The 26,168-nt window shown below is 35.6% G+C and carries 19 protein-coding genes; 9 read left to right on the top strand and 10 right to left on the bottom strand.

The annotated features are described in order from the left end of the window. Positions 1-19 precede the first annotated feature (19 nt). From ACFX5E_RS05795 to accC, 3 genes are all read left to right on the top strand, one after another. Positions 20-1,018 carry a beta-ketoacyl-ACP synthase III gene (locus tag ACFX5E_RS05795; protein ID WP_379854238.1) on the top strand — a complete coding sequence of 333 codons (999 nt, stop codon included), beginning with the start codon at positions 20-22 and terminating at the stop codon, positions 1,016-1,018. A 23-nt stretch (positions 1,019-1,041) separates the two neighbouring features. Beyond that, positions 1,042-1,521: an acetyl-CoA carboxylase biotin carboxyl carrier protein gene (gene accB, locus ACFX5E_RS05790; protein WP_379854237.1), complete on the top strand. Its 480-nt coding sequence runs from the start codon at positions 1,042-1,044 to the stop codon at positions 1,519-1,521. A 93-nt stretch (positions 1,522-1,614) separates the two neighbouring features. Continuing rightward, positions 1,615-2,961 (top strand): acetyl-CoA carboxylase biotin carboxylase subunit, encoded by a 1,347-nt coding sequence (accC, locus tag ACFX5E_RS05785; protein WP_379854236.1) that lies wholly within the window; start codon positions 1,615-1,617, stop codon positions 2,959-2,961. Between the two features lie 56 nt (positions 2,962-3,017). Here the strand turns inward: accC and ACFX5E_RS05780 are convergent, their stop codons facing one another. Together ACFX5E_RS05780 and ACFX5E_RS05775 are read right to left on the bottom strand one after the other, a co-directional pair. Beyond that, complete coding sequence (locus ACFX5E_RS05780; protein ID WP_379854235.1) at positions 3,018-4,931, bottom strand: S9 family peptidase; 1,914 nt, start codon at positions 4,929-4,931, stop codon at positions 3,018-3,020. Positions 4,932-5,067: 136 nt separating this feature from the next. Continuing rightward, positions 5,068-8,289: a reprolysin-like metallopeptidase gene (locus ACFX5E_RS05775; RefSeq protein WP_379854234.1), complete on the bottom strand. Its 3,222-nt coding sequence runs from the start codon at positions 8,287-8,289 to the stop codon at positions 5,068-5,070. A gap of 250 nt (positions 8,290-8,539) precedes the next feature. Here ACFX5E_RS05775 and ACFX5E_RS05770 point away from each other — a divergent pair, with 250 nt between their 5' ends. Together ACFX5E_RS05770 and mtgA are read left to right on the top strand one after the other, a co-directional pair. Then, positions 8,540-9,652: an NAD(P)/FAD-dependent oxidoreductase gene (locus ACFX5E_RS05770; protein ID WP_379854233.1), complete on the top strand. Its 1,113-nt coding sequence runs from the start codon at positions 8,540-8,542 to the stop codon at positions 9,650-9,652. Then, complete coding sequence (gene mtgA, locus ACFX5E_RS05765; RefSeq protein WP_379854232.1) at positions 9,652-10,392, top strand: monofunctional biosynthetic peptidoglycan transglycosylase; 741 nt, start codon at positions 9,652-9,654, stop codon at positions 10,390-10,392. Before ACFX5E_RS05770 ends, mtgA begins: the two co-directional genes overlap by 1 nt. Before the next feature lie 367 nt (positions 10,393-10,759). On the opposite strand, the gene ACFX5E_RS05760 is transcribed toward mtgA, so the two are convergent. From ACFX5E_RS05760 to ACFX5E_RS05740, 5 genes are all read right to left on the bottom strand, one after another. Beyond that, positions 10,760-13,933: an efflux RND transporter permease subunit gene (locus ACFX5E_RS05760; RefSeq protein ID WP_379854231.1), complete on the bottom strand. Its 3,174-nt coding sequence runs from the start codon at positions 13,931-13,933 to the stop codon at positions 10,760-10,762. Between the two features lie 89 nt (positions 13,934-14,022). Next, the gene (locus ACFX5E_RS05755) at positions 14,023-15,084 is read right to left on the bottom strand and encodes an efflux RND transporter periplasmic adaptor subunit (protein WP_379854230.1); all 1,062 of its coding nucleotides are present in this window, start codon (positions 15,082-15,084) and stop codon (positions 14,023-14,025) included. A gap of 4 nt (positions 15,085-15,088) precedes the next feature. Further along, complete coding sequence (locus ACFX5E_RS05750) at positions 15,089-16,429, bottom strand: TolC family protein (protein ID WP_379854229.1); 1,341 nt, start codon at positions 16,427-16,429, stop codon at positions 15,089-15,091. After that, the gene (locus tag ACFX5E_RS05745) at positions 16,429-17,025 is read right to left on the bottom strand and encodes a TetR/AcrR family transcriptional regulator (RefSeq protein WP_379854228.1); all 597 of its coding nucleotides are present in this window, start codon (positions 17,023-17,025) and stop codon (positions 16,429-16,431) included. Before ACFX5E_RS05745 ends, ACFX5E_RS05750 begins: the two co-directional genes overlap by 1 nt. A gap of 64 nt (positions 17,026-17,089) precedes the next feature. Then, on the bottom strand, positions 17,090-17,611 hold the full coding sequence (locus ACFX5E_RS05740; protein ID WP_379854227.1) for a YceI family protein: 522 nt from the start codon (positions 17,609-17,611) through the stop codon (positions 17,090-17,092). A gap of 178 nt (positions 17,612-17,789) precedes the next feature. Between ACFX5E_RS05740 and ACFX5E_RS05735 the strand changes: the two genes are divergently transcribed. Further along, positions 17,790-18,764 (top strand): polyprenyl synthetase family protein, encoded by a 975-nt coding sequence (locus ACFX5E_RS05735; protein WP_379854226.1) that lies wholly within the window; start codon positions 17,790-17,792, stop codon positions 18,762-18,764. 159 nt (positions 18,765-18,923) lie between these two features. Next, positions 18,924-19,274, top strand: a complete 351-nt coding sequence (locus tag ACFX5E_RS05730) for a hypothetical protein (RefSeq protein ID WP_379854225.1) — start codon at positions 18,924-18,926, stop codon at positions 19,272-19,274. Here the strand turns inward: ACFX5E_RS05730 and ACFX5E_RS05725 are convergent, their stop codons facing one another. Then, positions 19,275-20,606: an alkaline phosphatase D family protein gene (locus ACFX5E_RS05725; RefSeq protein WP_379854224.1), complete on the bottom strand. Its 1,332-nt coding sequence runs from the start codon at positions 20,604-20,606 to the stop codon at positions 19,275-19,277. A 9-nt stretch (positions 20,607-20,615) separates the two neighbouring features. Beyond that, complete coding sequence (locus tag ACFX5E_RS05720) at positions 20,616-21,158, bottom strand: hypothetical protein (RefSeq protein WP_379854223.1); 543 nt, start codon at positions 21,156-21,158, stop codon at positions 20,616-20,618. Positions 21,159-21,276: 118 nt separating this feature from the next. Between ACFX5E_RS05720 and ACFX5E_RS05715 the strand changes: the two genes are divergently transcribed. Beyond that, on the top strand, positions 21,277-24,051 hold the full coding sequence (locus ACFX5E_RS05715; protein WP_379854222.1) for a 2-oxoglutarate dehydrogenase E1 component: 2,775 nt from the start codon (positions 21,277-21,279) through the stop codon (positions 24,049-24,051). Between the two features lie 148 nt (positions 24,052-24,199). Further along, the gene (odhB, locus tag ACFX5E_RS05710) at positions 24,200-25,453 is read left to right on the top strand and encodes a 2-oxoglutarate dehydrogenase complex dihydrolipoyllysine-residue succinyltransferase (RefSeq protein ID WP_379854221.1); all 1,254 of its coding nucleotides are present in this window, start codon (positions 24,200-24,202) and stop codon (positions 25,451-25,453) included. A gap of 225 nt (positions 25,454-25,678) precedes the next feature. Here odhB and ACFX5E_RS05705 read toward each other — a convergent pair whose 3' ends face one another. Then, positions 25,679-26,119, bottom strand: a complete 441-nt coding sequence (locus tag ACFX5E_RS05705) for a retropepsin-like aspartic protease (RefSeq protein ID WP_379854220.1) — start codon at positions 26,117-26,119, stop codon at positions 25,679-25,681. Between the last annotated feature and the right edge of the window lie 49 nt (positions 26,120-26,168).

The following is a 26,168-nucleotide window of genomic DNA, read 5'->3' as shown; positions in this document are numbered from 1 at the left end:
TAAGAAATAATCGAATACAATGAATACAATTACGGCCGCAATTACCGCTGTTGGAGCCTATGTACCAGAATTTGTACTTACAAACAAAGTTTTGGAAACAATGGTTGACACAAATGACGAGTGGATTACTTCTCGTACAGGAATAAAAGAAAGAAGAATTCTAAAAGACAAAGATAAAGGAACTTCCTATCTAGCTATTAGAGCAGCGCAAGATTTACTGGCTAAAGCAAATATAGATCCTTTAGAAATCGATTTATTGATAATGGCAACTGCTACACCTGATATGCCAGTAGCATCAACGGGTGTATATGTGGCAACACAGATAGGCGCGACAAATGCATTTGCATACGATTTACAAGCGGCATGTTCCAGCTTTTTATTCGGAATGTCTACTGCTGCAGCTTACATACAATCAGGGCGTTATAAAAAAGTGCTTTTAATAGGAGCAGACAAAATGTCTTCAATCGTTGATTATACTGACCGATCTACCTGTATTATTTTTGGGGATGGTGCCGGCGCAGTATTATTTGAACCTAATTACGAAGGATTAGGACTGCAAGATGAGTATTTACGTAGTGATGGAGTAGGGCGTGATTTTTTAAAAATTGATGCTGGTGGATCTCTAAACCCTACCTCTTTTGAAACGGTAACAGAGAACAAGCACAACATTATCCAAGACGGTAAAACGGTTTTCAAATATGCGGTTACTAATATGGCTGATGCTAGTGAGTTAATTTTGAAAAAAAATAATCTTACTAATGAAGATGTAGATTGGTTAGTTCCTCATCAAGCTAATAAACGCATTATTGATGCTACCGCAAATAGAATGGATTTGGATGACTCAAAAGTTTTAATGAATATTGAAAAATACGGTAATACCACCTCAGCAACTTTGCCATTAGTACTTAGCGATTTTGAACATTTATTCAAAAAAGGCGATAAAATTATTTTGGCAGCTTTTGGAGGAGGATTTACTTGGGGAGCCATTTATCTAAAGTGGGCTTACGACAAAAAATAAATTTAAACTAAAAATAAACAATTATGGATTTAAAAGAAATTCAAAATTTAATCAAGTTTGTAGCTAATTCAGGTGTTGCAGAAGTTAAATTAGAAATGGATGATGTTAAAATCACTATTAGAACAACTTTAGAAGGAAATGTAACTGAGACTACTTATGTACAACAAATGCCAAATCATGCTCCACTTCAACAAGCAGTAGCGCCTCAGCAAATCGCTGCTGTTGCTCCAGTTGCAGAGGCTCCAGTGGTAGAAAATGCGCATTACATCATAATAAAATCTCCAATTATTGGAACTTTCTATAGAAGACCATCACCAGACAAACCGATGTTTGTTGAAGTAGGTAAAACTATTTCTAAAGGAGATGTGCTTTGTGTTATTGAAGCGATGAAATTGTTTAATGAAATTGAATCTGAAGTATCCGGTAAAATTGTAAAAATATTGGTTGATGACATGTCACCTGTAGAATTTGACCAGCCTTTATTCTTAGTAGACCCATCATAATCAATTAAGAATTATAAATTAAGAATTAAAAATCTCATAAAAGTAGCTTTCTAATTCTTAATTCGTAATTTTTAATTTTTAATTTAAAAAAAGATGTTTAAAAAAATATTAATTGCAAATAGGGGAGAAATTGCGCTTCGCGTAATTAGAACATGTAAGGAAATGGGTATCAAAACAGTAGCTGTTTATTCTACTGCCGATGCTGAAAGTCTTCATGTAAAGTTTGCTGATGAAGCAGTTTGTATAGGGCCGCCTCCAAGTAACTTGTCTTATTTAAAAATGTCAAATATTATTGCAGCTGCCGAAATTACCAATGCAGACGCAATACATCCAGGTTATGGTTTCCTTTCTGAAAATTCAAAATTTTCTAAAATTTGCCAAGAACATGGTATCAAATTCATTGGAGCATCTCCTGAAATGATTGATAGAATGGGTGATAAAGCTTCCGCAAAATCGACTATGATTGAAGCTGGTGTACCTTGTGTTCCAGGTTCAGTAGGAATTTTAGAATCTTATGACCAAGCTTTACAGTTGTCTAGAGATTTTGGTTTTCCAGTAATGTTGAAAGCGACTGCTGGTGGTGGTGGAAAAGGAATGCGTGCTGTTTGGAAAGAGGAAGATCTATTGAAAGCATGGGAAGATGCCCGTCAGGAATCAGCTGCCGCTTTTGGAAACGATGGAATGTATCTGGAAAAATTAATCGAAGAGCCTCGTCATATTGAAATTCAGGTTGTCGGTGATTCTTATGGAAAAGCATGTCACCTTTCAGAAAGAGATTGTTCTGTTCAAAGACGTCATCAAAAATTAACTGAAGAAACGCCTTCGCCATTCATGACGGATGAACTTCGTACAAAAATGGGAGAAGCTGCTGTAAAAGCGGCCGAATATATTAAGTATGAAGGGGCAGGAACAGTAGAGTTTTTGGTTGACAAAAATCGTAATTTTTACTTCATGGAAATGAATACACGTATTCAAGTGGAGCACCCTATTACGGAGCAAGTTATCGATTACGACTTGATTCGGGAACAAATTATGGTTGCAGCCGGAATACCTATTTCAGGTAAAAATTATTTACCACAATTGCACGCCATCGAATGTAGAATTAATGCGGAAGATCCTTATAATGATTTCCGTCCTTCTCCAGGAAAAATTACAACACTACACATGCCAGGTGGACATGGTGTTCGTTTGGACACTCATGTTTATTCAGGTTATACGATTCCGCCAAATTATGATTCTATGATTGCCAAGTTAATTACTACTGCACAATCAAGAGAAGAAGCAATCAGTAAAATGAGAAGAGCCTTAGATGAGTTTGTAATTGAAGGAATAAAAACAACTATTCCATTCCACAGACAGTTAATGGATGATCCTCGATATGTTTCAGGAAATTATACAACTGCTTTTATGGATACTTTTAAAATGAATGATCCGGAATAAAATAAGAAAACCTCACTGAAAAGTGAGGTTTTTTGTTTTCCATCGATAGGTAAAATTTACAAAGTTTCTTTCAGCCACTTGTAAAACTCTTTTTGCCAAACTTGAGCGTTTTGTGGTTTTAGTACCCAATGGTTTTCTTCAGGGAAATACAAAAATCTGCTTTTTATTCCTCGTAATTGTGCCGCTTGAAAAGCTTCTTGTCCTTGTCCTATTGGTACACGAAAATCTTTTCCTCCTTGGATGATCAAGATAGGGGTGTTCCATTTTTCGACTATGGTCATCGGATTAAAAGTCGTGTAGGTTTTTTGGGCAACAGCATTATCTTTTTCCCAATACGCTCCTCCAAAATCCCAGTTGTTAAAGAACACTTCTTCCGTGGTGCCAAACATACTTTGAGTATTGTAAACGCCATCATGAGCGATGAAAGTTTTAAACCTGTTATTGTGAATCCCTGCTAAATAAAATACGGAGTAACCACCATAACTAGCACCTACACATCCTAATCTTGTTTTGTCAACATAGTTATCTTTAGCCACATCATCAATCGCAGATAGATAATCATTGATGACTTGTCCACCCCAGTCTTTACTTATTTGTTCGTTCCAAGCTACTCCATGACCTTGCATTCCGCGACGGTTTGGAGCTACAACAACATAACCATTTGCAGCCATTAATTGGAAATTCCAACGAAAGGAATAGCTTTGTGTTAACGGAGATTGTGGTCCGCCTTGGCAATATAAAAGTGTTGGATATTTTTTTGAAGCATCAAAATTTGGAGGAAGAATTACCCATACCAACATTTTTTTGCCATCAGTTGTGGTAACATATCTTCTTTCGGTTTTGCTTAACGCCAGAGACTTGTATGTTGTTGTATTTACATTTGATAATTGTTTCCAACTGTTTTTCTTTAGATTATAAGAAAAAATTTCAGCGGCATGATTCATATCTGTTCTCGTAACTATGATGTTTTCGCCGGAAAAACCAACTAAATCATTTACGTCAAAATCGCCCTTAGTAATTTGATGGACATTGATCGCTCCCGAAGCATCGGGATTAGTTGACCCTGGAAAATTGACTTCGAATAATTGTTTCGTTCCATCGATTGGCGCAACAAAATAGATTTTTTTGCCGTCTTTACTCCACATAAAATGATCTACCGTCCCATCCCAACCAGCAGTTAGGTTCAAGTTCATTCCTTTAAAACTGACAATAAGATCATTTTTATCGGCTTCATATCCATCGCGTTTCATTTGTAGCCAAGTCAGATTTCCTGTTGGTGAAAATTGGGGCGCCATGTCGTAACCGAGATTATCTTCGGTTTTGTTTAAGGTTTTGCCAGTTTCCAGATTGTATTCGAAAATATTGGTATTTGTTGAAATCGCATATTGTGTCCCTGCTTTTTTCTTACTTACGTAAAGAATACTTTTGCTGTCCGGTGACCAGATATAATCTTCATCACCTCCAAAAGGTTTTTGTGGGCTATCAAAATTCTCACCTTTCAGAATGTCAGTCCCTACTGCGCCTTCTTTGTTTTCTTTGTAAAAAACATGGTTGAATTTACCTTCGTTCCATGTGTCCCAATGACGATAATTTAACCCGTTGTAAATTTGAACTTCTGATTTTTCTAATTCAGGATATAAATCTTTTCCAAGTACCTTTTCGATTTTCACTTCTTCATTATAAACAATATACTTTCCGTCCGGAGAAATATTCTTGTCTTTCAATACTTCTTTTGTATCTTTTACTTCAGTAGGATTTCCTCCGTTTACAGGTAATGTGTAAAATTTAGAGTTCGATTTATTTTCTTCAATCGAAGGAGTGGAAACTTTGTAAACTACATTTTTTCCGTCTTTGGAAATGCCTAGTGGGGTTACTCTTCCTAATTTCCAAAGTAATTCCGGGGTCATTACATTTTGTGCCATAGTATTTAGACTCATCATTATTAGGGTTGTAAGCAGTATTTTTTTCATTGCAACAATTAATTTTTTATAAAAGATAAAATTACTGATTTAAGTCCAAAAAAAAACTACCTCAATTGAGATAGTTTTTAGTTTTAATTATCGTTGCCTCTCCCGGAATAGAGGGAGGCGCAATGATTTTTATTTATTATTGTTTGATAAATCGTTTTACGGTAGTTGTTTCTTTATCAGTAATTTCTAAAATATAATTACCGGCATTTATACTTGAAACATTAATTGAACCGTTTGATAATTTACCATTGATAACCGTTTGTCCTAATAAGTTATAAACTTTAAACGTAGCATTGTCAGAAACTGAGGTAATATTTATAACTGAAGACGCAGGATTTGGATATAAATTAATTTCTGCTATCGTGTTTCTGGATGTTACAGATTCTTTTGCAGCCGATACAATATTTACCGTATAATCTTCTACTTGTCCATAAGAGAAAGCTTCACAAGCAGTTGGAATTCCATTGTATTTCATTGAAACTCTCATTCTTGTAGCTCCTAAAGTAGCGGTAGCAGGAATAGTAAAAGAACCAGTTGCTGGAGTTGCAGTTGAAGCTGCTTTTGTATAGACTTGTTCTCCTGCATCAATAAAATCACCATCTTTATTATAATCAATCCAAACGGAATAACCTTCGCTGTAAACTGTACTGGTCCAAGCCGGAGTAATTGTAATTGTGTTGGCCGTTGCTAGAGTCAGGTTAGTTGAAATAGCTGTGAAATCAGTGTAACCAGTTCCTCCTGTTGAAGTATTGATTATTGTTCCAAGTTGAACTTTCCCGATTTTCTCATCGGCTACGCTGTTACCTTGCGAAGTACAATAAACAAGTGCAGTAGTTGCAGTTGTAACATTGACTACATTACTTGATGCAGAAATGTTTCCGGCAGCATCTTTTGCTTTTACAGAGAAAGTGTAGGCAGTAGCAGCTGTTAATCCAGCTACGCTATAAGTAGTAGTTGTAACAGTTGCTTTCAATGTCGCACCTTGGTACACATCATAACCTGTTACCCCAACATTATCAGTAGAAGCTGTCCAGGATAAATTGGTAGTTGTAGCCGTAGTTCCGGAAGCTGCCAAAGTTGTTGGTGCAGTTGGAGCTGTTGTATCAGCAACAGGTGCCAAAGTAGTAACATTTACAACATTACTTGCTGCAGAAATATTTCCGGCAGCATCTTTTGCTTTTACTGAGAAAGTATAAGCAGTTGAAGCGGTTAAACCTGTAACACCATAAGTTGTTCCAGTAACAGTAGCTTTTAAAGTAGCTCCTTGATATACATCATATCCTGTTAAGGCAACGTTATCTGTTGAAGCGGTCCAAGATAAATTTGTAGTGGTTTGAGTTGTTCCGGAAGCTGCTAAAGTGGTCGGAGCTGAAGGTGCAACTGTGTCAGAAGAACCTGCTGTAATAGTAAAATTGGTATTCGAAACGTCAAAAAAGATATGATTTGTTCCTTTTACCATGATTCTGTTTTGCGTTCCGGCAGTATTAGGAATTGTTAATGCCTGCGTACCGTCATTTGGAGTTGCAGCAAGTAAGGTAACAGTAAAAGTCGTTCCTCCATCTGTAGATAATAGAATGTCAACATTCGCTGTGTTAACTCCATTTGCAGTTGTGCCCGCAACATTCCAAGTTATAGTTTGAGATGATCCACCTACATAAGAAACAGCTGTGTTAGGAGCACTAACAGTGAAAGGTCCGGCTGTAGCATTTACAGTAATGATAGTATCATCACTATTATTTGCCGGTCCGCCAGCATGATTATCACGAACAGTTAGTCTGAAGTTTAATGTACGAGCCACAGAAGATAATGCTTCTACAGTAAGTTCTGTTCCGGCAGTAGTTGTAGCTCCTGTCAATACGGATGACATTTTAGGAAAATAACGTACTGTTGAAGTACTAGGATTGTAAGACCTGAAGTTTGGTCCTGTTGTTTTAGTTGCACTTGGTACAGCAGCAGTAGTACCATTATCCATTTGTTCCCAGTCGTAAGTAAGTAGGTCTCCATTTGCATCAGTTGCGGCACCTGTTAACATAAACGGAGTGCTTTTTGGAATTGTGTAATCTAAACCAGCACTTGCGGTTGGCACTGCATTTCCAGTAAGGGTAGTAGTCTGACAAGTAGTGGTTTTTACATAATTAGTAACTTGTTGGATGCTTACTGCATGGAAAAAAGGATCGGAATGTGGCTGAACATCTAAGGCTGTAATTCCTGCATAACCCATGATTGTTGACCCTGAACCCGGTTCCATTTGAACTCCGGTTCCTTCATTGCTTTGTGTAAAAGTATGGTTTCCACCAAATTGATGTCCTAACTCGTGAGCAACATAATCAATATCAAAATTGTCACCTTGAGGAATTCCATCACCCGGAGAAGTGTATCCACTTCCTTTTCCTAACGGTACAGATGCGGTAGGGTTTTTACAAACACAACCAATACAACCAGCATTACCACCGCCGCCATCACCACCATATAAGTGCCCAACATCATAATTGGCACTACCTATCACATTGGTCAGGTTAGTTTGCAGCTCTTGATTCCAATTTGCTTTAGACGCTGAAGCAGAGTAAGGATCCGTCGAAGCGGTTGTGTAAATTATTAGATCATTATTAGCAATAAGATTCATATGAACACCGAAATCTTTTTCAAAGACTCCATTCACACGGGTCATAGTGTTGTTTATTGCTGCTAAAGCCAAAGCTTTTGTTCCTCCAAAATAGGTTGTGTATTCACCAGTCACAGACTGTGCTAATCTAAAAGTTCTTAGATTTCCATCATCTGCATTAGGCCTGTTTAAAAGACTATTGTCCTTTAAATCTTTTTTGGCATTCGCTATTATCGTACATTCAAATTTAGATAATGAAGCTGCTTTGTCTGTTTTTTTATAGACAACATAGGCGCTTAAATCCTTTGTATAAGGTTCTATAAATACGGCTGATTTATCTGCGCTAATAGCCATCGTTTGTATGCCAAGAGGAGAAGTGCTAAAATAGATTGACGATGTAGGATTGTCAATTCCATTTCCTACGTAGGACTTAATTTCAGGATATTTTGCCGCTAATGCAGGATCCATATTAGAAGATTCGAAAATTCTATAACGTTCTAATTTTCCATCTGCATTTGGAAAAGAGATAATTGTGTTAGATTTTCCTGTGAGAGCACTCCTTTTTGGAGAATTTAACAGAGATCTTTTCAATTCAGTGACATTCAATTCGAATATTTTAGCATTCGATAACTGTGATTTGTTTTCAAAAACAGCTGAAGTATTTTTTTTAATGGTTGTTTTCCATAAAGTTCCTCCCTGGGCAAAGGAAAAACTTGTAATTGCAATCAATGCAATTGAGAGTAGATTTTTATTCATAAAGGGTTTGGGTTTTGGTTAAATTTAACGTTTCAAAGGTATAAATATTTCGCCATTTTAACAAAATATTATAATTAAAACTCATTAAACATGTAAAATGTTGATTTTAATCTAAATTTTGTGTTACTAGCATTAAAATGAGTTTCGTAGCGTTTTAGGAATCGAACCCTTTGTTTAATTTCTAATAATTATTTTTATTGATTAGGGTATCAGAGGTAAAAAATATTATTTTTATAAAAATTATTGAGACATGGATTTAAGCTATTGGGAATTAAAAAATTGGTTTACAAATATTGATTACACTATAGTAGGAAGTGGTATTGTGGGACTCCATGCTGCATTACGCTTGCGCGAAAGATTTCCTGACAGTAAAATTCTGGTGTTGGAAAAAGGAATGTTACCACAAGGCGCCAGTACTAAAAATGCTGGTTTCGCCTGTTTTGGCAGCCTTTCGGAAATTATAGATGATTTAAAATCCCATTCGGAAGAGGAAGTTGTAAATCTTGTCCAAAAACGCTGGAATGGTTTGCAATTATTAAGAAGAAGGCTTAGCGATACGGCGATGGATTTTAAACCTTACGGCGGTTATGAATTGTTTTTGGCAGCTGACGAAAGTGCTTATTCTGAATGTGTTGGTAAACTACCCTTTATAAATGAGATCCTAAAACCGCTTTTTAAAAGTGATGTGTTTGCTAAAGAAGTCGATCGTTTTGGATTCGGAGGCATTCATGAATATCTGATTTTTAATCCCTTTGAGGCGCAGATTGACACTGGAAATATGATGCAGGCTTTGATGAAACAAGCAGTTTCGGAAAATATTTTAATTTTAAATCAGCAAACGGTAACATCGTATGTGGATAAAGGAAATGATGTTGAAGTAGTGCTTGGCGATTTTAGTTTCAGTACAAAAAAATTATTATTTGCGACTAACGGATTTGCCAATGCATTGACAAATGGAGCAGTAAAGCCAGCCAGGGCCCAAGTTTTAATTACGGAACCGATAGAAAATTTAGATATAAAAGGGACTTTTCACTTAGACAGAGGTTATTATTATTTCAGAAATATTGGTGATCGAATTTTATTGGGTGGTGGCAGAAATCTTGATTTTGATACGGAAACAACAACCGAATTTGGACAAACAGAAATTGTACAAAATAGATTGGAACAACTATTAAAAGAAGTAATTTTGCCAAACCAAAAATTTGAAATTGCACACCGTTGGAGTGGAATTATGGGTATTGGCAACAGCAAGAACCCTATCGTTTCTCAATTAACTGAAAATGTATATTGCGGGGTACGGTTAGGGGGAATGGGCGTGGCAATAGGAAGTTTAATAGGAACAGAATTAGCAGATTTAGTATAATGGCAACGAAAATAACACCAAGAAGATCAAAGCAACCCGTAAAAAAAGACACGACTTCTTTTATGAGCAAACTAAGTAGATTTCTATTCAAAATTTTATTATGGTTCATTGGACTTTCAATTTTCTTCGTTGTTCTGTTTAAATTTTTGCCTGTGCCGTTTACTCCTTTGATGGTCATTCGTGCCATTGAAAATAAAGCAGCCGGGAAAGAAGTTTATTTCAGTCACGATTGGGAACCTCTTGAAAATATTTCGGTTAATCTGCAAAAAGCAGTAATCGCCAGTGAAGACGGAACTTTCCTGAAACACAATGGTTTTGATTTTACCGCAATGCAAAAAGCATACAAAAGCAACGAAAGAGGCCGTAAAATAAAAGGAGGAAGCACCATATCGCAACAAACCGCCAAAAATGTTTTTCTTTGGCAGGGAAGAAGTTATTTAAGAAAAGGATTGGAAGCATATTTCACCGTTTTGATAGAGACCATTTGGGGTAAAAAACGCATCATGGAAGTCTATTTGAATAGTATCGAAATGGGGGATGGAGTTTATGGAGCACAAGCTGCGGCAGAACACTGGTACAGAAAAGAGGCGGCAAATCTTACGCCACAACAAGCGGCAGGAATAGCGGCTATTTTACCAAATCCAAGAAAGTATAAAGCAACAAGTTCTTCTTCTTATATCAATAATAGAAAATCTAAAATTGTCCGTATCATGAGACATGTGGGGAAACTGGAATACTAATCAGTTTCAAAAAATTTATAAAATAATACCAAAAAAAGCTGCTTATGTTTTAAGCCGCTTTTTTTGTGCTTTATAGTAACTGCTGACCAGAGCGCAATAATAACTTATTGCTTGGTGTCAATCATTGCAAAAGACTTAAAAATCAATCGTTCAATCTACGAAATTCTACAAATTTTATCAGCATCATTACTAGATAAAACACCTGTAAATGAATTACTTATGAAATCAGATTATAATAATGTCAATGAACTTGATTCTAACCAGCTGGTTTTCAACTTATTTTAAGTGGACATCAGTGATAAATACTATTAAAAAAAGAAGACTTCCAATACTATTGGAAGCCTTTCTTTATAGCTAAAAAATGAAATTATATCGTATGTTTTGGATTAAATCCATCTTCACTCAATGCTGCATGGTCGTAATCAGCTACCATTTCAGCTTCGTAATCTGTTTTTTCTCCCTTTGTAAATTTGTAAATTAATTTCTCCATGATTTCATAAATCACCGGAACAATAATCAAGGTCAAGAATAATGAACTGATCAATCCACCAATAATTACCCAAGCCAATCCATTTTTCCATTCGGCACCAGCTCCAGAAGCCAATGCGATTGGGAACATCCCAAATACCATTGCAATAGTCGTCATCAAAATTGGACGAAGACGTGCGTGATTGGCCTGAATTAATGCTGTTCTTATGCTTTCACCCGCAGCTCTTCGCTGATTGGTATAATCCACCAACATAATTGCATTTTTACAAACCAGACCAATCAACATAATTACTCCAAGAATAGTAAATATATTCAACGTATTATTGGTCAAAGCCAAGGCTAATAAGGCTCCGATAAACGAAAGCGGAATAGCAAATAATACTACAAACGGGTGAACAAAACTGTCATACAATCCAACCATTACCAGATAAACCAAGATAATCGCGGCTAATAGGGCAAAACCTAACGTTCCAAAACCTTCACTTTGATTTTCCTGATCACCACCCCAAATGTAATTTACACCTACGGGCTTTTTCATCTTAGTTAATCTTGATTCAAGTTGGGCAACAACGGTTCCCACCGGTACACCTACAGTTTGTCCTTTTACGGTTACAGAGGCTGTCTTGTCTCTTCTTTCTAATTGACTTGGACCGGAACCTTCTTTTACGGTTGCAAATTGTGACAACTTAATTTGTTCTCCTCTTTCATTTATAAAAAGAAGATTACTTACATCATCTATGCTTTTTCTGTCGAAACTACTGTATTTAATGTTAATGTCATACTCATATTCGCCAGCTCTGAATTTTCCGTCGGTATTTCCGCTGTAAGCCGTTTGCATGGTTAAACCAACGGTTTGCAAGGATAAACCTAGGGCAGCCATTTTATCTCTGTCAACCTGTACATTAATTTCTGGATTTCCGGATTCTACAGATAATTTCACACCTGTTGCTCCAGGAATTTTATTCAATTCCGCTTCGGCTGCTTTCGCAAAAATCATAGCATTGTCTAAACTGGAACCCGTAACAATTAATGCTATTGGAGCGTCTTCTGCCGTTCCCAAAATACCTACCGGAGTCGTTTTTACTTTGGCTCCGACCAATATTTTTTCTAATTGGCGTTTCATTTTTGCGGCATAAACGGATGCATCATCCGATCTGTCTTTTTGATCAATCATTTTTACATCAATCTCTGCTTTGTATGCTGTAGCTTGAGACGAACCCATACCTTCACTGGTTTGGCCAACTTTAGTAATCAAACTTTTGATGTATTCTTGCGTGTTCAAATAAGCTTCTGCTTTCTGAGTCATAAAGTTACTTTGTTCTAAGGAAGCGTCTTTAGGCAATTCTATTTGAACTAAAAACTCTCCACTATCGGAATGGGCAAAAAACTCTCCACCAATGAATCCTGCAGGAACAAGCGCAACAGAGCCGAAAAACAATACCAGAACAACTAATAGCGTCGTTTTGTAATGATTCAAACACCATTCTAATAAATCTGAAATCCAGTTCGTGAAACGGGTTAATTGTTTTTCGAATCCAAGGATTACTCGTCCAAAAACGTTTTTACCTTCAATGTGTTCTAGTTTTCCAAAACGGGAAGACAACCAAGGAATTATGGTAAACGAAGCTAATAAGGAGAATAATGTTGAAATAATTACCGTAACACAAAATTGAGTAATGATATTGGAAACTAATCCGGTACTCATTGCAATTGGTAGAAACACCACTACAATTACTAAGGTGATCGAGGTTACCGTCCCACCAATTTCTGCAGTTCCTTCGTACGCGGCACGAACACGGTTTTTACCCATTTCCATATGCCTGTAAATATTCTCCAAAACTACAATCGCATCATCCACAAGAATACCTACAACCAGTGATAGTCCTAGCAAACTCATTAAATTCAGCGTGTATCCAAGGTAGTAAAATCCAATGAACGTGGAGATTAATGAAGCTGGGATAGAAACCATTACAATCAAGGAGTTTCTGACACTGTGCAGAAAAAATAACATTACAAATGCCACAAGAAATACCGCAATCAGTAAATCATGAATTACAGAATCAGCGGCTTCCAATGTGAAAACCGTGCTGTCATTAGCCACATTCAGTTTTACATCATTGGCTTTATAGTCACTTTCTAATTTTGTAATCGTTTTTAGCACCTGTTCACTAACGGCAACTGCATTAGCATCCGATTGTTTTACAATTTGTAAAATGATGGCACTTTTTCTATCAATACGCGCTATTTTCTCCGCTGTTTTTTGAGCATCCTGAACATCGGCAATATCAGCTAAACGAACTTGGATGCCATTTTTAGAGGATACAATTAAGTTTTTTAATTCTTCAACATTTTTGTATTTTCCGGCTAAACGAATTAGGATTTTTTGTTCCCGAGTCTGAATGTTTCCTGTTGGGAAATCTAGATTTGAAGACAAGATTACCTGTTGTACTTGAGGAACAGAAAGTCCGTAACCCTGCATTTTAACCGCATCTAAACTGACTTGAATTTCTCTTTCCTGTCCACCAATGATGTTTACCTGAGCCACACCGGTCACGCGGGATAAAACAGGAGCAATTTTCTTGTCAATCAAGTCATAAAATTCTACTTCATCCATTTTACCATTGGCACCAATAGTCATTATCGGTAAATCACTCAATGAGAATTTACTTAACGAAGGTGTCTTTGCATTATCGGGTAAATCACTAATTATGGCATTTATTTTTCGTTGGGCATCGTTCAACGAAATATCGACTTTAGCTTTTGTATTTAAAGTAATTGATACGGTTGATAAACTTTCGTAGGAACGAGAGTCGATTTTTTTGATGTTTTCCAATGATGCTACTGCATCTTCCACTTTTTTAGTCACCGTATTTTCGACCTCACTTGGCGAAGCTCCGGGATAAATTGTAGCAATTGTAATTACGTTTTGTTCAAATTTCGGAATCAATTCATAGCCTAATTGACTGTAACTGAATAGTCCACCAAGGATTAGAATCGTGAACAACACAATTACTAATGAAGGACGTTTTATGGATATTTCTGCTAATTTCATATATTTATTTTTTAGGTCTTAAAGTTTACGGTATCAAGTCTTAGTGTTTCTACTTTTGACTTTGCGACTTTTGACTTTATGACTTTCGACTATTTTATAATATCCACTTTAGATCCATCTTGAAGATTGATTTGACCAGTTGTAATTACCGTTTCTCCATCAGAAAGTCCGTTTATAATTTCTACTTTATCACCAAGGATTCTTCCGGCAGTTACCGTTTTCAGTTTAGCAACACCGTTTTCTGCAACGAAAATTTGGTTACTGCTAACACTTCCTACAAAGGCATTTCTAGGAACGATCATCAACGTTTGTTTTTGTTGGTTGGATGCAAATTCAGCGGTTCCGTACATTCCTGCTTTTAAATCATTGGATGAATTGTTAGCAATTTCGATTTCTACTGGGAAGTTTAAACTAGAATCTGCCATTGGTGCGATGAAAGTAATTTTACCTGAAAATTTCGTGTCCGGATAAACGCTGGCGCTAACTTGTACAATGTTGCCTAATTTCAAACCGGCCACTTGACTTTCGTTAACAGTAACTTTCAGTTTTAATTTTGAAACATTTACTAAATCAAACATTGGAGTTGCGGCACCAAGAACAGAACCTGGTTCAATATATCTTTTATTTACAATTCCATTGATTGTTGCTTTGATATTAGTATCACCAATATTAACCTTTGCTTGTTGTAATCTGGATCTTGAAGTTACTAAACCTAATTTGGCTTGATCTAATTGTTGTTTTGTAACTCCACCGGTTTTGTAGGCATTTTCAAAACGATTGTAATCCGCTTGTGCATTTTGATAAGAAGCTTGAGCGGTCTGTAAATCAGATGAAATTTGCTCACTTCTGATAATTGCCAAAGTTTGTCCAATTCTCACATTGTCTCCTTCTTTAACAAGAACTCGTACCACTCTGCCTGGTTTCTCTGCAGAAAATTTTAATTCTTGTAAAGGTTCAAAATTACCATTAGCAGAAAAATCTAACGAAACCTCTTCGGTTTTAACAGTTCCAATTTTAACAGAAACGCTGGCATTTTTCTCCGCTACAATGGCTGTTTTTGCTTCGTTTTCTTTTTTATTATTCATTAAAGTATAAGAAATAATTGCTAAGGCGGCTACGATTAATCCTATGGTTATTATATTTTTTTTCATTTTGTTAGTTATTTATAAGTGTTCTTAATTCTCCTTTTGATTTGATTAATTGAATTTCTGCCAGTTTGTAATCTAATATCGCAGAGGTGTAGTTGTTTTGTGCTTCAGTCAATGAGTTTTCGGCATCTAGTAAATCAGTTAAAGAGGCTAATCCTTGTACATAATTGTTTCTGGTGTTGTCTAAAACTTCTTTGGCTAATTGGGCATTTTCTCTTTGATTGTTGATAGTGGTTAAGCTATTGTCAATTTGAGTTTTTGCATTGGCGAAAGCCAGATCAAGCGATAATTTTGTATCGTTGATGTCTTCTTTTATAGCTCTTAAATCAATATCAGCTTGTCTAACTTTGGCACGTGTACCGAATCCTGTAAAAATAGGCACTTTTAAATTCAAACCAATTGAAGAGAAATCTGACCAAAACACGCCATCAGCTGGTTTACCACCAATAGGCATTTTAGGACCCTGACCAATATAATTGTACCCGGCACTCAATGATAATGTTGGGTAATAACCGGCTTCAACAGCCTTTTTTTGATAACCTAAAAGTTGTTCTTGTTTTTTCAAAAGCAAATATTCTGTTCTGTTTGCCGTATTTGGAATTTCTGACAACGATCGTGGACTCACTTCAAATGCAGTTTGTGGAATCTCGATTTGAGTTTCTATTGGCATTCCCATGTAAAATTTCAATGCGTTTTCTTGAATTTGTACCGCATTCAAAACCTGTTGACGTTGCGTATTGATGTTTGAAATCTTTACTAAAATTCGATCCAAATCAATTTTTTTGGCTAGACCATTATCAAATTGACCTTTAATGATGTTTTTTACTTTGGTGGTATTTTTATACGTACTGTCAATAACCGTTAATTTTTGTCTTTGAACATATACCTGATAATAATTATTGGCTACGCGCTCAATTACCTGTTCTTCGGTTAATTGTTCGTTAATTTGGTAAAATTCTCTAGTAGATTTTGCCGCTTTCAAACCTGTAAAAACCGTTTGATCGAAAATCGCTTGTGTCAAAGAAACACCAGCCGTTGAATTCCATTTTTGTCCAAAATTTGCTTGAATAATGCTTCCCGGTTGACCAAAATTTGCTCCGTCGATAACGGTTGTCTGTAAAACGGGATTGTAAGTTAAACTTCCATTTGCTGAAATTTGAGGTAACGCTTGTGAGCGTACTTCTTGAATTTGGTATTCACTGTTTTCTACTTTCAGCTTGGCTTTTTTGGCATCGGCTTTGTTTTCTAATGCATAGGTAATCGCATCTTTTAGTGTTAGCGATTTTGCTTCTTGTGATTTTGCAGTAATGGCAAAAATCAAGAATGTGATTAAGATTAGTTTCTTCATTATATAGTATAGTTTAGTAAATGTTTTTCAAGTTCAATTAATCCTTTTGGTGTTGCCATAGCTCGGGTGTGGTATTCTAATATTTCAAGTTCTATTTTTTGGCTTTCTTTTTCCGAAACGATGTTTGCTTTAATGCTAAATACTAGCTGGTAATAAAATTGGATATAACTATCGATATTGATGTTTTCTCGATATAATCCTTGTTGAATTCCTTTTTTAATATTTTGTTCGAAAGCGGAATTGCATTCATTGATTTCTCTAAGCATTACCTTTTCATATATCTCAGGATAATGTTTTTTCAATTGATATATAGGCGAGGTGTCAGATGATTTAAACATCTCTTTAAACATTTTTCTGATCTCAAAATTTTCCTCAATTGCATTGTGGTTTTGTTTAATAATAGTATCAATAATTTCGTGAATTTCTTTATGAATGGCGGCTGTACTTTCTTCAATAAGTATTTCCTTATTACAGAAATACTTGTAAATCGTTTTTTTAGAAATGCACATTTCTCCTGCAATATCATCCATAGTAATGCTCTTAAAACCTAGTTTTAAAAACATGTCGCTTGCTTTTGATATAATTTTTTCTTTCATTTTTTTGTGCTAAATGCTTTTTAGTGTTTTTTATTTATGCCAAATTGATTTTGCAAACTGGTTTTTAGGCTGTAAATTCTAAGTTGGCAATCAGTTTAATATCTTGTCCTATTGCTAAGCCTCCGGTTTGTGTATAAGAATTGAATTTTAAATCAAAATCTTTACTGTTTATCTTTCCTATAATTTCAAAAGCTGCTTTTTCAATTCCGTTTGTAGTGTTAATTCCGATGAATTCTGCGTCCAGTTCAATTACTTTAGTAATATTTTTAATCGTTAGATTTCCTTTCAAAAAATTGATATTCTTGTTTACTTTTTGAAACGAAGTCGACTTAAAGCTGATGACCGGATATTCATTGGTATCAAAAAAATCGTTTAGTTTTACGTGCATGTCTCTTTGTTCCAGTTTTGTATCTGTATTGTTTACATCTAAAGCAAATTCGATCGAAGCATCTTCAAGTTCGTTATTCTGGATGTCAACGTGACCCTTGAATTTATGGATTGTGCCATCCAAATAAGCAATTATGGAGTGTCTGTTTTTGATCATAACATCTGATTGGCTTGAATCAATTGTCCATTTTGTTTTCATAATAATTGGAAAGGTTATTTTGTGTGGTGGAAATGTTAAAATTTCGAATACAAATGTAAAGCGGAAACTTTGAATACCAAAGAAGTTTCCATTGTATTTTTATTTATTTAACATTTCCTTAAGGAACGCAGTTTGTAATCTCTTGTGAATACTGTAAATTAGCCAAAAATTAATTTTTATGCATAGCATTTATCAGTATCAGGAATTTATTTCAGATTATTTGCAATCACAATATGAGATCAAAGAACCTAAAAATCTATATGAGCCCATTCATTACATATTAGATCTTGGGGGAAAGAGAATACGTCCGGTACTTACTTTAATGACAAGTGAAATTTTTGATGCCAATTATAAAAAAGCATTGCCCGCTGCCTTAGCCGTTGAAGTTTTTCATAATTTTTCGTTGGTTCACGATGATATCATGGACGATGCTCCTCTAAGAAGAGGGCAGGCGACTGTTCACGAAAAATGGAATGTCAATACCGGGATTTTATCGGGTGATGCCATGCTTATCTTGGCCTATCAGTATTTCGAAAAATATCAACCAAAAATATTCCGGAAACTGGCCAAATTGTTCAGCAAGACAGCGCTTCAGGTTTGTGAAGGGCAACAATGGGATGTGGATTTTGAAACTCGTGATGATGTTACGATTCCGGATTATCTGAAAATGATCGAATACAAAACAGCAGTTTTGGTGGCTGCGGCGATGAAAATGGGGGCGATTATTGCGCAAACATCCAAAGAAAACGCGAATTTAATTTATGATTTCGGATTAAATTTAGGACTGGCTTTTCAGTTGCAAGATGATTATTTAGACGCTTTTGGTGATCCCGAAACCTTTGGAAAACAAGTGGGTGGTGATATTATTGAAAACAAAAAAACCTATTTGTATCTAAAAGCATTAGAATTTTCGACCAAAGAAGAAGCGGAGCAATTAAGTCATTTATTTTCAATTCACCCTGATGATAATTCAGATAAAATTAGTTCTGTAAAAGAAATTTTTAACAGTTCAGGTGCTTCAAAAGCTACCCAAGATGCGATTCAGGAATTTACCTTCAAGGCATTTGAAATCGTTGAAAAAATGAATATTGAGGAGGATAAAAAATCAATATTGAGAACTTTTGGAGAAAATTTAATGGGACGAAAAGTGTAGATTTGAGATTTTTGATCAACGATTTTTGATCTCAGAAGTTTTACTTCAGATAAATAATGGTCTATTTAAAATATCAATATAATTCAAAAAAAATCAAACATTTAGAGCAGTTTCATAAAATCAAAAATCTAAATTCGTTAATCTAAATTCTAAAATCAAATGTTCGTAGTGCCACAAAATATTGATTTGCTTATTTCGGAAGCCGAAAAAGAAGCCTTATATCTCAAGTTAATTGAACAAATGAATAAGGATTTTAATCTCGCTAATGAAGCAATTGATTTTCCCATGAGTATTTCTCCTCAAGAATTGAAACTGCAATTGCATGAAAAAATTTATAGACTGATACAATATAAATTTGCGGAATATCTTAATCTGCTATACATAATAGATGTTTCTGAGGAACAAATAAAACAATTGGACGGATCAGATTTAGTAGTCCTAGCCGAACAAGTATCTTTTTTAATTCTAAAAAGAGAATGGCAAAAAGTGTGGTTTAGGAATAAATACTAATTACTGCAGCTCTTTTTTCAAGATTATTTTATTCCATAATTCATTTCCGTTTACATCGAATAATGTAAGTTTCATTTGTCGGTCTTCTTTCGAGCCGGAAAAAGAGAATGTCCCAAAATTATTCTGTACAAATGCACTTCCCGGAACTTTATATTTATTGTCTTCGGTTAATACTTTTTTGGAAACAATTCCTGCTGTCAATGGAGAAACGGTCCAGTCGTAAATAGAATAGGTGTTTTCACGGGGGAGCATTGACATTTCGGCAAAATGCCGGTCGCCAGTTAGAAAAAACACTCCTTTTATTTTATTGTCTGTGATTTCCTTAAGTAGTTTTTCTTTTTCTAGAGGAAAGCGGCCATAATTTTCTGCGTCCAGAACGGCATTTATGACTTGGCCACCAATTACAATTATTTTAAAACTGGCGTCTGATGAAATTAAAACATCAATTAGCCATTCAAATTGTGTAGTTCCTAGCATGGTTCTTTCTCCGGTAATTCGATTATCTGGAGATCTGAAAAAGCGATCGTCTATTAGAAAAAACTGTGCATCCCCCCAATTGAAAGTTGAAAAAACGCCTTCATTTTGATCAGGACTGATTCCGTAACTTTTATTTCCCCAAAAATCCTTAAATGCTTTTTGAGTAATATGTTTGTTGTAAAAACTGCGGTCGCTGTCATCAGGACCAAAATCATGATCATCCCAAATTGCAAAATTTTGAGTTTTTGCTAACAAAGGCTGAATTTCCTTGATTGATCTCGAATGGGTATTTCTATAATAAATACCAGTTTTGCTGTCCCAATCGGCTTCTCTTAAATAGGAATTATCTCCACCCCAAATCATGATGTCCGGATTTTTTTTAGCAATGCTTTCAAAAATGGAATAGCCGCTTCCATAAGGCTTTCCGGGTCTGTCAAATTCTGTTTCATTGATATACATGCAGCTGCCAAATGCTACCGTGAAATCAGGTGCGTCCTCTCGCCACTGCCATAATTTTTTTGAGGAAAATGAAGTTTCATAGGGCAAGTTGATTTTTTTATTATTTATCAAAATGTGGTACTTGTATTTTTTGCCAGGCTGTAATTGGTCTAAAATAATATGGTACGTGTATCCAGAATCTTTCGAGGAAGTGTAATTGTTAGAGTAAAATATTTTGGACGGATTGTCGGTCGAGAAATAGGCTACTTTAACTGTAGCTTCCTTATTGGTCTGTAACCAAATAACTGCTTCTTTCATTTCGCAATAACCGACCATAGGACCGGATTGTAAAATGTTATTTTGTGCAAAACAGGAACTTATAAATAAAATAAAGAATAATTGCTGGGTCTTTTTCATGATGCTAAATTAAAAATAAACCCTTACAAATGGCATGAATGCATTGCCATAAATGTTGTTGTTGTCATTTAACACATTATAACGTGCTCCGATAGTCACATTTCCGTTTCTATAACCGGCACCCAGAAATAAACCGGTATTCCAGTAGTCTTGCGAATTGCCATCAGAGCCAATCAAATCAACATTCACTCTCAATTCTTCTAATTCTGCCGAAAGTTGGATTTCGGGTATTGGATTAAACAATGCAATAATAGTTGCTCCATATAAGTTTGACGCGTAATAATTTTTTTGCTTTACATACGTGTACTGAGCGCCAAGACCCAAAGCTACATATTGATCGAAATTATAAATAGCACTTGGTGCGAGCGAAATATCGGTATAGCCTGAACCAAAACTTAATCCGATACCTCCGCCAAATTGTACTTTTCTCCAAAAATCACTTTTAGTTTTTGGTGATGCCGTTTGTTGTTGAGCCAATAAAAATCCAGAAGAGAATAGGGACAGGAAAATCAAAATGGACTTTAAAATGGTTAAAAGGCGAATTTTTTTCATATTTCGTTGGTTTTTTTAACAAATCTTTACGTAAAAGTAGTTAAAAAATAGATTTAGATATAATTGATTATTGTACTTTTGTCAAACTATTTAACAAAAAAGTACAGACACTAACGATATGGATAGGTTTTCATTTTTAAACGCAGCACACACCGAATTTTTCGCACAATTATACGATCAATATTTAGTAAATCCAGATAGCGTAGAGCCGAGCTGGAGAAGTTTTTTTCAAGGATTTGACTTTGGGATGACTACTTATAATGAGGAAAATCCAGTAACCTATATAGCAAATGTTGCTTCTGGGGACATGGAGAGCAAGCATGTATCGGAAAAACTTCAGAAAGAATTCAACGTACTTAAATTGATAGATGGCTATCGAACTCGCGGACATTTGTTTACAAAAACAAATCCCGTAAGAGACAGAAGAATATCATCTCCTACATTAGATATTGTTAATTTTAATCTTTCTGCAACCGATTTGAACACGGTTTTTGATGCGGCTAAAGTTATCGGTATTCAACCTTGTACGCTTCAGGAAATTATAATGCACCTTGAGGCTATTTATTGTCAGCACATTGGGATAGAGTATATGTATATTCGTAAACCGGAAGTGGTAGAATGGATACAGAAAAAATTAGGAAAAAATGACAATCAGCCGAATTTTTCTGCTGATGAAAAGAAAACAATCCTTGAAAAATTAAATCAAGCCGTTTCTTTCGAGAATTTCTTGCATACTAAATATGTAGGTCAAAAACGATTTTCACTGGAAGGTGGAGAATCTATTATTCCTGCCCTTGATGCTTTGATTGAAAAAGCAGCAGAGCAAGGAGTCGAGCAATTTGTAATGGGAATGGCACATCGTGGTCGTTTGAATGTTTTAGCCAATATTTTTGGTAAATCTACCCAAGACATTTTTGGAGAATTTGACGGAAAAGATTACGATCAGGAATATTTTGATGGTGACGTAAAATACCATTTAGGGCTTACGGCTGAAAAAGTAACCAGATCAGGAAAAAATATAAATATTAATTTGGCGCCAAATCCTTCGCATCTTGAAACAGTAGGTGCAGTAATTGAAGGAATTACCAGAGCAAAACAAGATAAATATTTCCCTAACGATTTCTCTAAAGTATTGCCAATCGCCGTTCACGGAGATGCAGCAATCGCTGGTCAGGGAATTCTGTATGAAATTGTGCAAATGGCGCAATTGGATGGATACAAAACGGGAGGTACAATTCACATTGTAATCAATAATCAGGTTGGTTTTACAACTAATTATTTGGATGCTCGTTCATCAACCTATTGTACGGATGTTGCCAAAGTAACGCTGTCGCCGGTATTACACGTAAATGCAGATGATGCTGAGGCCGTAGTACACGCCATGTCGTTTGCTTTGGATTTCAGAATGCAATTCGGTAGAGATGTATTCATCGATTTATTAGGATATAGAAAATACGGGCATAATGAAGGTGATGAGCCTCGTTTCACTCAGCCAGTTCTGTATAAAATTATTGCAAAGCATCAAAACCCCAGAGATATCTATGCAGAAAAACTCTTGTCAGAAGGTGTTATTGATGTAACTTATGTAAATGGATTAGAGAAAGAGTACAAATCTAATTTAGAGGTAAACCTTGAAGAATCACGTAAAAAAGACCTGACTATTATCACACCATTTATGAAAAATGAATGGAGAGGTTTTGAACAGGTTACTGATGTACAAATGCTTGAAAAAGTAGATACTTCTTTTCCTAAAGAAGGTCTTACCGATGTCGCAAATGCAATTTGTAATTTGCCTTCAGATAAAAAGTTTATCAGCAAAATCCAGAAACTGATTAACGATAGAAAAACAATGTTTTTCGAAACCAATAAGCTGGATTGGTCTATGGCTGAACATTTAGCTTATGGATCATTATTGAAAGAAGGGTATGATGTTCGTATTTCTGGACAAGACGTAGAAAGAGGTACTTTTTCTCATCGTCATTCCGTAGTAAAAGTCGAAGATTCTGAAGAAGAAGTAGTTTTAATCAATAATTTAGAAGGTAAAGTAGGGAAATTCAATATTTTCAATTCCCTTTTATCTGAATATGGTGTTTTAGGTTTTGATTATGGCTATGCTTTAACAAATCCAAATACACTTACTATATGGGAAGCGCAATTTGGGGATTTCAGTAATGGGGCCCAAATTATGATTGACCAATACATATCTTGTGGAGAAGATAAATGGAACAACCAAAACGGAATTGTTTTATTATTGCCTCACGGATATGAAGGACAAGGAGCGGAGCATTCATCTGCAAGAATGGAACGTTATTTACAATTGTGTGCCAGACAAAATATGTATGTTGCCGATTGTACAACGCCAGCCAACTTCTTTCACTTGTTGAGAAGACAAATGAAAACAACTTTCCGTAAACCGCTAATTGTGTTTACTCCAAAAAGTTTGTTGCGTGATCCAAGAGTAGTTTCTACTGTTGAAGAATTTGCAAACGGTAGTTTCCAGGAAACATTCGATGATGAAACCGTGAATAAAGAAGAGGTGACAACATTGGTTTTCTGTACGGGTAAATTCTATTATGACATTACTGCCGAAAGAGAAATCAATGGTCGTAAAGATGTTGCCGTAGTTAGAATCGAACAATTGTTCCCATTACCGTTAGAACAACTAAAAGCGATTATCGCTAAATATCCAAACGCCGATGATTATGTTTGGGCACAGGAAGAACCAAAAAATATGGGAGCTTACAGTTTCATGTTGATGAACTTCGATTTGGTAAAATGGAGATTGGCTTCGCTAAAAGCGTATGCAGCACCAGCGGCAGGAAGTTATACAAGAGCAAAACGTCGTCAGGCAGATGCAATACGAATGGTATTTGATAAAAATTTATTCAATTAAATATTAGGAGCTATTTCCCGCTTTCCGTTGCAATCTTTTTATCTCTAAAAAGAGACAAAAAGGATTTTCACTGCAATCGGGGCTAAAAAGGAATAAGTAGATAATAAACCTATTAAAATTTAAAATTCATAATTTAAAATAATAAGACATGATTTTAGAAATGAAAGTTCCATCACCGGGGGAATCAATCAAAGAAGTTGAAATTGCAACTTGGTTAGTAAAAGACGGAGATTATGTAGAAAAAGACCAAGCAATTGCTGAGGTTGATTCTGATAAAGCAACACTAGAATTACCAGCAGAAGCCAGCGGAATTATTACATTAAAAGCAGAAGAAGGAGATGCAGTTGCAGTTGGTGCAGTTGTTTGTCTTATCGATACAGATGCGGCTAAACCATCAGGTGATGCACCAGCGGCTGAAGTTGCAAAAACAGTCGATCCCGAAACTTCGGGACCAAAAGCTGAAGTTCAAGCTGAAGCACCAAAAGCAGCACCGGTTGCGGCTCCAGTAGCAGCAGCAACTTACGCTTCAGGAACGCCTTCTCCAGCAGCAAGAAAAATATTAGACGAAAAAAATATAGCTCCTGCATCACTTACAGGAACAGGAAAAGACGGAAGAATTACTAAAGATGATGCCGTAAATGCTGTACCATCGATGGGAACTCCTACAGGAGGATCTCGTGGTACGGAAAGAACTAAATTATCTATGTTACGTCGTAAAGTAGCAGAAAGATTAGTTGCCGCTAAAAATGAAACAGCGATGTTGACTACTTTCAATGAAGTAAACATGACGCCTATCAATACCTTGCGTAATGAATACAAAGACGCATTCAAAGCGAAACATGGTGGGATTGGTTTGGGTTATATGTCATTCTTTACTAAAGCCGTGACCAGAGCATTAAAATTATTCCCGGATGTTAACTCAATGATGGATGGTGATCATAAGATTGCTTTCGATTTTTGCGATATTTCTATTGCGGTTTCAGGACCAAAGGGACTAATGGTTCCTGTTGTTCGTAATGCGGAGAATTTGACTTTCCGTGGTGTTGAATCTGATATCAAAAGATTAGCTATCAAAGCACGTGACGGACAAATTACCGTTGATGATATGACTGGTGGAACGTTCACGATTACTAATGGTGGTGTTTTTGGAAGTATGTTATCTACTCCAATTATCAATCCTCCACAATCAGGAATCCTTGGGATGCACAATATTATTGAGCGTCCTATTGCCGTAAATGGAAAAGTGGAAATTCACCCAATGATGTACGTTGCTTTATCTTATGACCACAGAATTATTGATGGGCGTGAGTCTGTTGGTTTCTTGGTAGCAGTAAAAGAAGCTTTAGAAAATCCATTAGAATTATTGATGGACAACAATCCTAAAAAAGCATTAGAATTGTAAAAATCACATTTAAGAATACAAAAAAGTCCTGTTTGGTTATTCTAAACAGGACTTTTTTAATTTTCCTAAAATTCAAAAAGAGCATGATTTGCACTTTGCGGAACCTATAAATCGTAAAATTTCAACATATGATTTCATTTTCGTTGTCGATAGAACAAGAAAATAAAAGTAGGTTTTTTTAAAAGATAGTTTTTGTCACTTCTCTTTGTATGGAGTTATCTGTTTTTACTTCATTAAATACAAATAATGATTGTAATAATCCACAATCGCTTTGCCTTTCATCAAAATATCAGCGCCTATAATTCCGTGTACTGCTTTTGATTTATGTTGTTTTAAAGCTTCATTTACATGAGATAAATCAAAAATTACAATCTCAAAATCACAATCTTTCCAAGAACCAAGCTGTAAGTGATTTTTTGATGCAAGTTGCGTAAACATTCCGTTTGCGCCAGCCCCGGAAGCTTTAGTTTTTGATTTTTTGGCTTCCAATAAAAATAGATCAACACTTTCAAATCCTACACAACTGTTGGAAGCTCCCGTGTCCAGAATGAAGTTCCCTATGACTCCATTGATTTTTGCCTTTATTAAAAGATGTTGTGTTTTTGTAATTTTGAATTTTACTTTTTTGTAATTTTCTTTTTTAAGGATGTCGTGCAGATTTTTCATTTATGCTGAATTTATTCCAGTATTTACTATTCTTGTTTCACAAAGATAC

Source organism: Flavobacterium xylosi (assembly GCF_042787345.1).
Taxonomy (GTDB): domain Bacteria; phylum Bacteroidota; class Bacteroidia; order Flavobacteriales; family Flavobacteriaceae; genus Flavobacterium; species Flavobacterium xylosi.
This window is presented reverse-complemented; position numbering and strand designations above follow the sequence as displayed.

Coding starts and splice junctions, on each gene's coding strand:
- ACFX5E_RS05760 (WP_379854231.1), bottom strand. CDS start 13,933: ATGAAATTAGCAGAAATATCCATAAAACGTCCTTCATTAGTAATTGTG.
- ACFX5E_RS05740 (WP_379854227.1), bottom strand. CDS start 17,611: ATGAAAACAAAATGGACAATTGATTCAAGCCAATCAGATGTTATGATC.
- ACFX5E_RS05770 (WP_379854233.1), top strand. CDS start 8,540: ATGGATTTAAGCTATTGGGAATTAAAAAATTGGTTTACAAATATTGAT.
- mtgA (WP_379854232.1), top strand. CDS start 9,652: ATGGCAACGAAAATAACACCAAGAAGATCAAAGCAACCCGTAAAAAAA.
- ACFX5E_RS05725 (WP_379854224.1), bottom strand. CDS start 20,606: ATGAAAAAGACCCAGCAATTATTCTTTATTTTATTTATAAGTTCCTGT.
- ACFX5E_RS05715 (WP_379854222.1), top strand. CDS start 21,277: ATGGATAGGTTTTCATTTTTAAACGCAGCACACACCGAATTTTTCGCA.
- ACFX5E_RS05745 (WP_379854228.1), bottom strand. CDS start 17,025: ATGAAAGAAAAAATTATATCAAAAGCAAGCGACATGTTTTTAAAACTA.
- ACFX5E_RS05775 (WP_379854234.1), bottom strand. CDS start 8,289: ATGAATAAAAATCTACTCTCAATTGCATTGATTGCAATTACAAGTTTT.
- accC (WP_379854236.1), top strand. CDS start 1,615: ATGTTTAAAAAAATATTAATTGCAAATAGGGGAGAAATTGCGCTTCGC.
- ACFX5E_RS05795 (WP_379854238.1), top strand. CDS start 20: ATGAATACAATTACGGCCGCAATTACCGCTGTTGGAGCCTATGTACCA.
- odhB (WP_379854221.1), top strand. CDS start 24,200: ATGATTTTAGAAATGAAAGTTCCATCACCGGGGGAATCAATCAAAGAA.
- ACFX5E_RS05755 (WP_379854230.1), bottom strand. CDS start 15,084: ATGAAAAAAAATATAATAACCATAGGATTAATCGTAGCCGCCTTAGCA.
- ACFX5E_RS05735 (WP_379854226.1), top strand. CDS start 17,790: ATGCATAGCATTTATCAGTATCAGGAATTTATTTCAGATTATTTGCAA.
- accB (WP_379854237.1), top strand. CDS start 1,042: ATGGATTTAAAAGAAATTCAAAATTTAATCAAGTTTGTAGCTAATTCA.
- ACFX5E_RS05730 (WP_379854225.1), top strand. CDS start 18,924: ATGTTCGTAGTGCCACAAAATATTGATTTGCTTATTTCGGAAGCCGAA.
- ACFX5E_RS05720 (WP_379854223.1), bottom strand. CDS start 21,158: ATGAAAAAAATTCGCCTTTTAACCATTTTAAAGTCCATTTTGATTTTC.
- ACFX5E_RS05780 (WP_379854235.1), bottom strand. CDS start 4,931: ATGAAAAAAATACTGCTTACAACCCTAATAATGATGAGTCTAAATACT.
- ACFX5E_RS05750 (WP_379854229.1), bottom strand. CDS start 16,429: ATGAAGAAACTAATCTTAATCACATTCTTGATTTTTGCCATTACTGCA.
- ACFX5E_RS05705 (WP_379854220.1), bottom strand. CDS start 26,119: ATGAAAAATCTGCACGACATCCTTAAAAAAGAAAATTACAAAAAAGTA.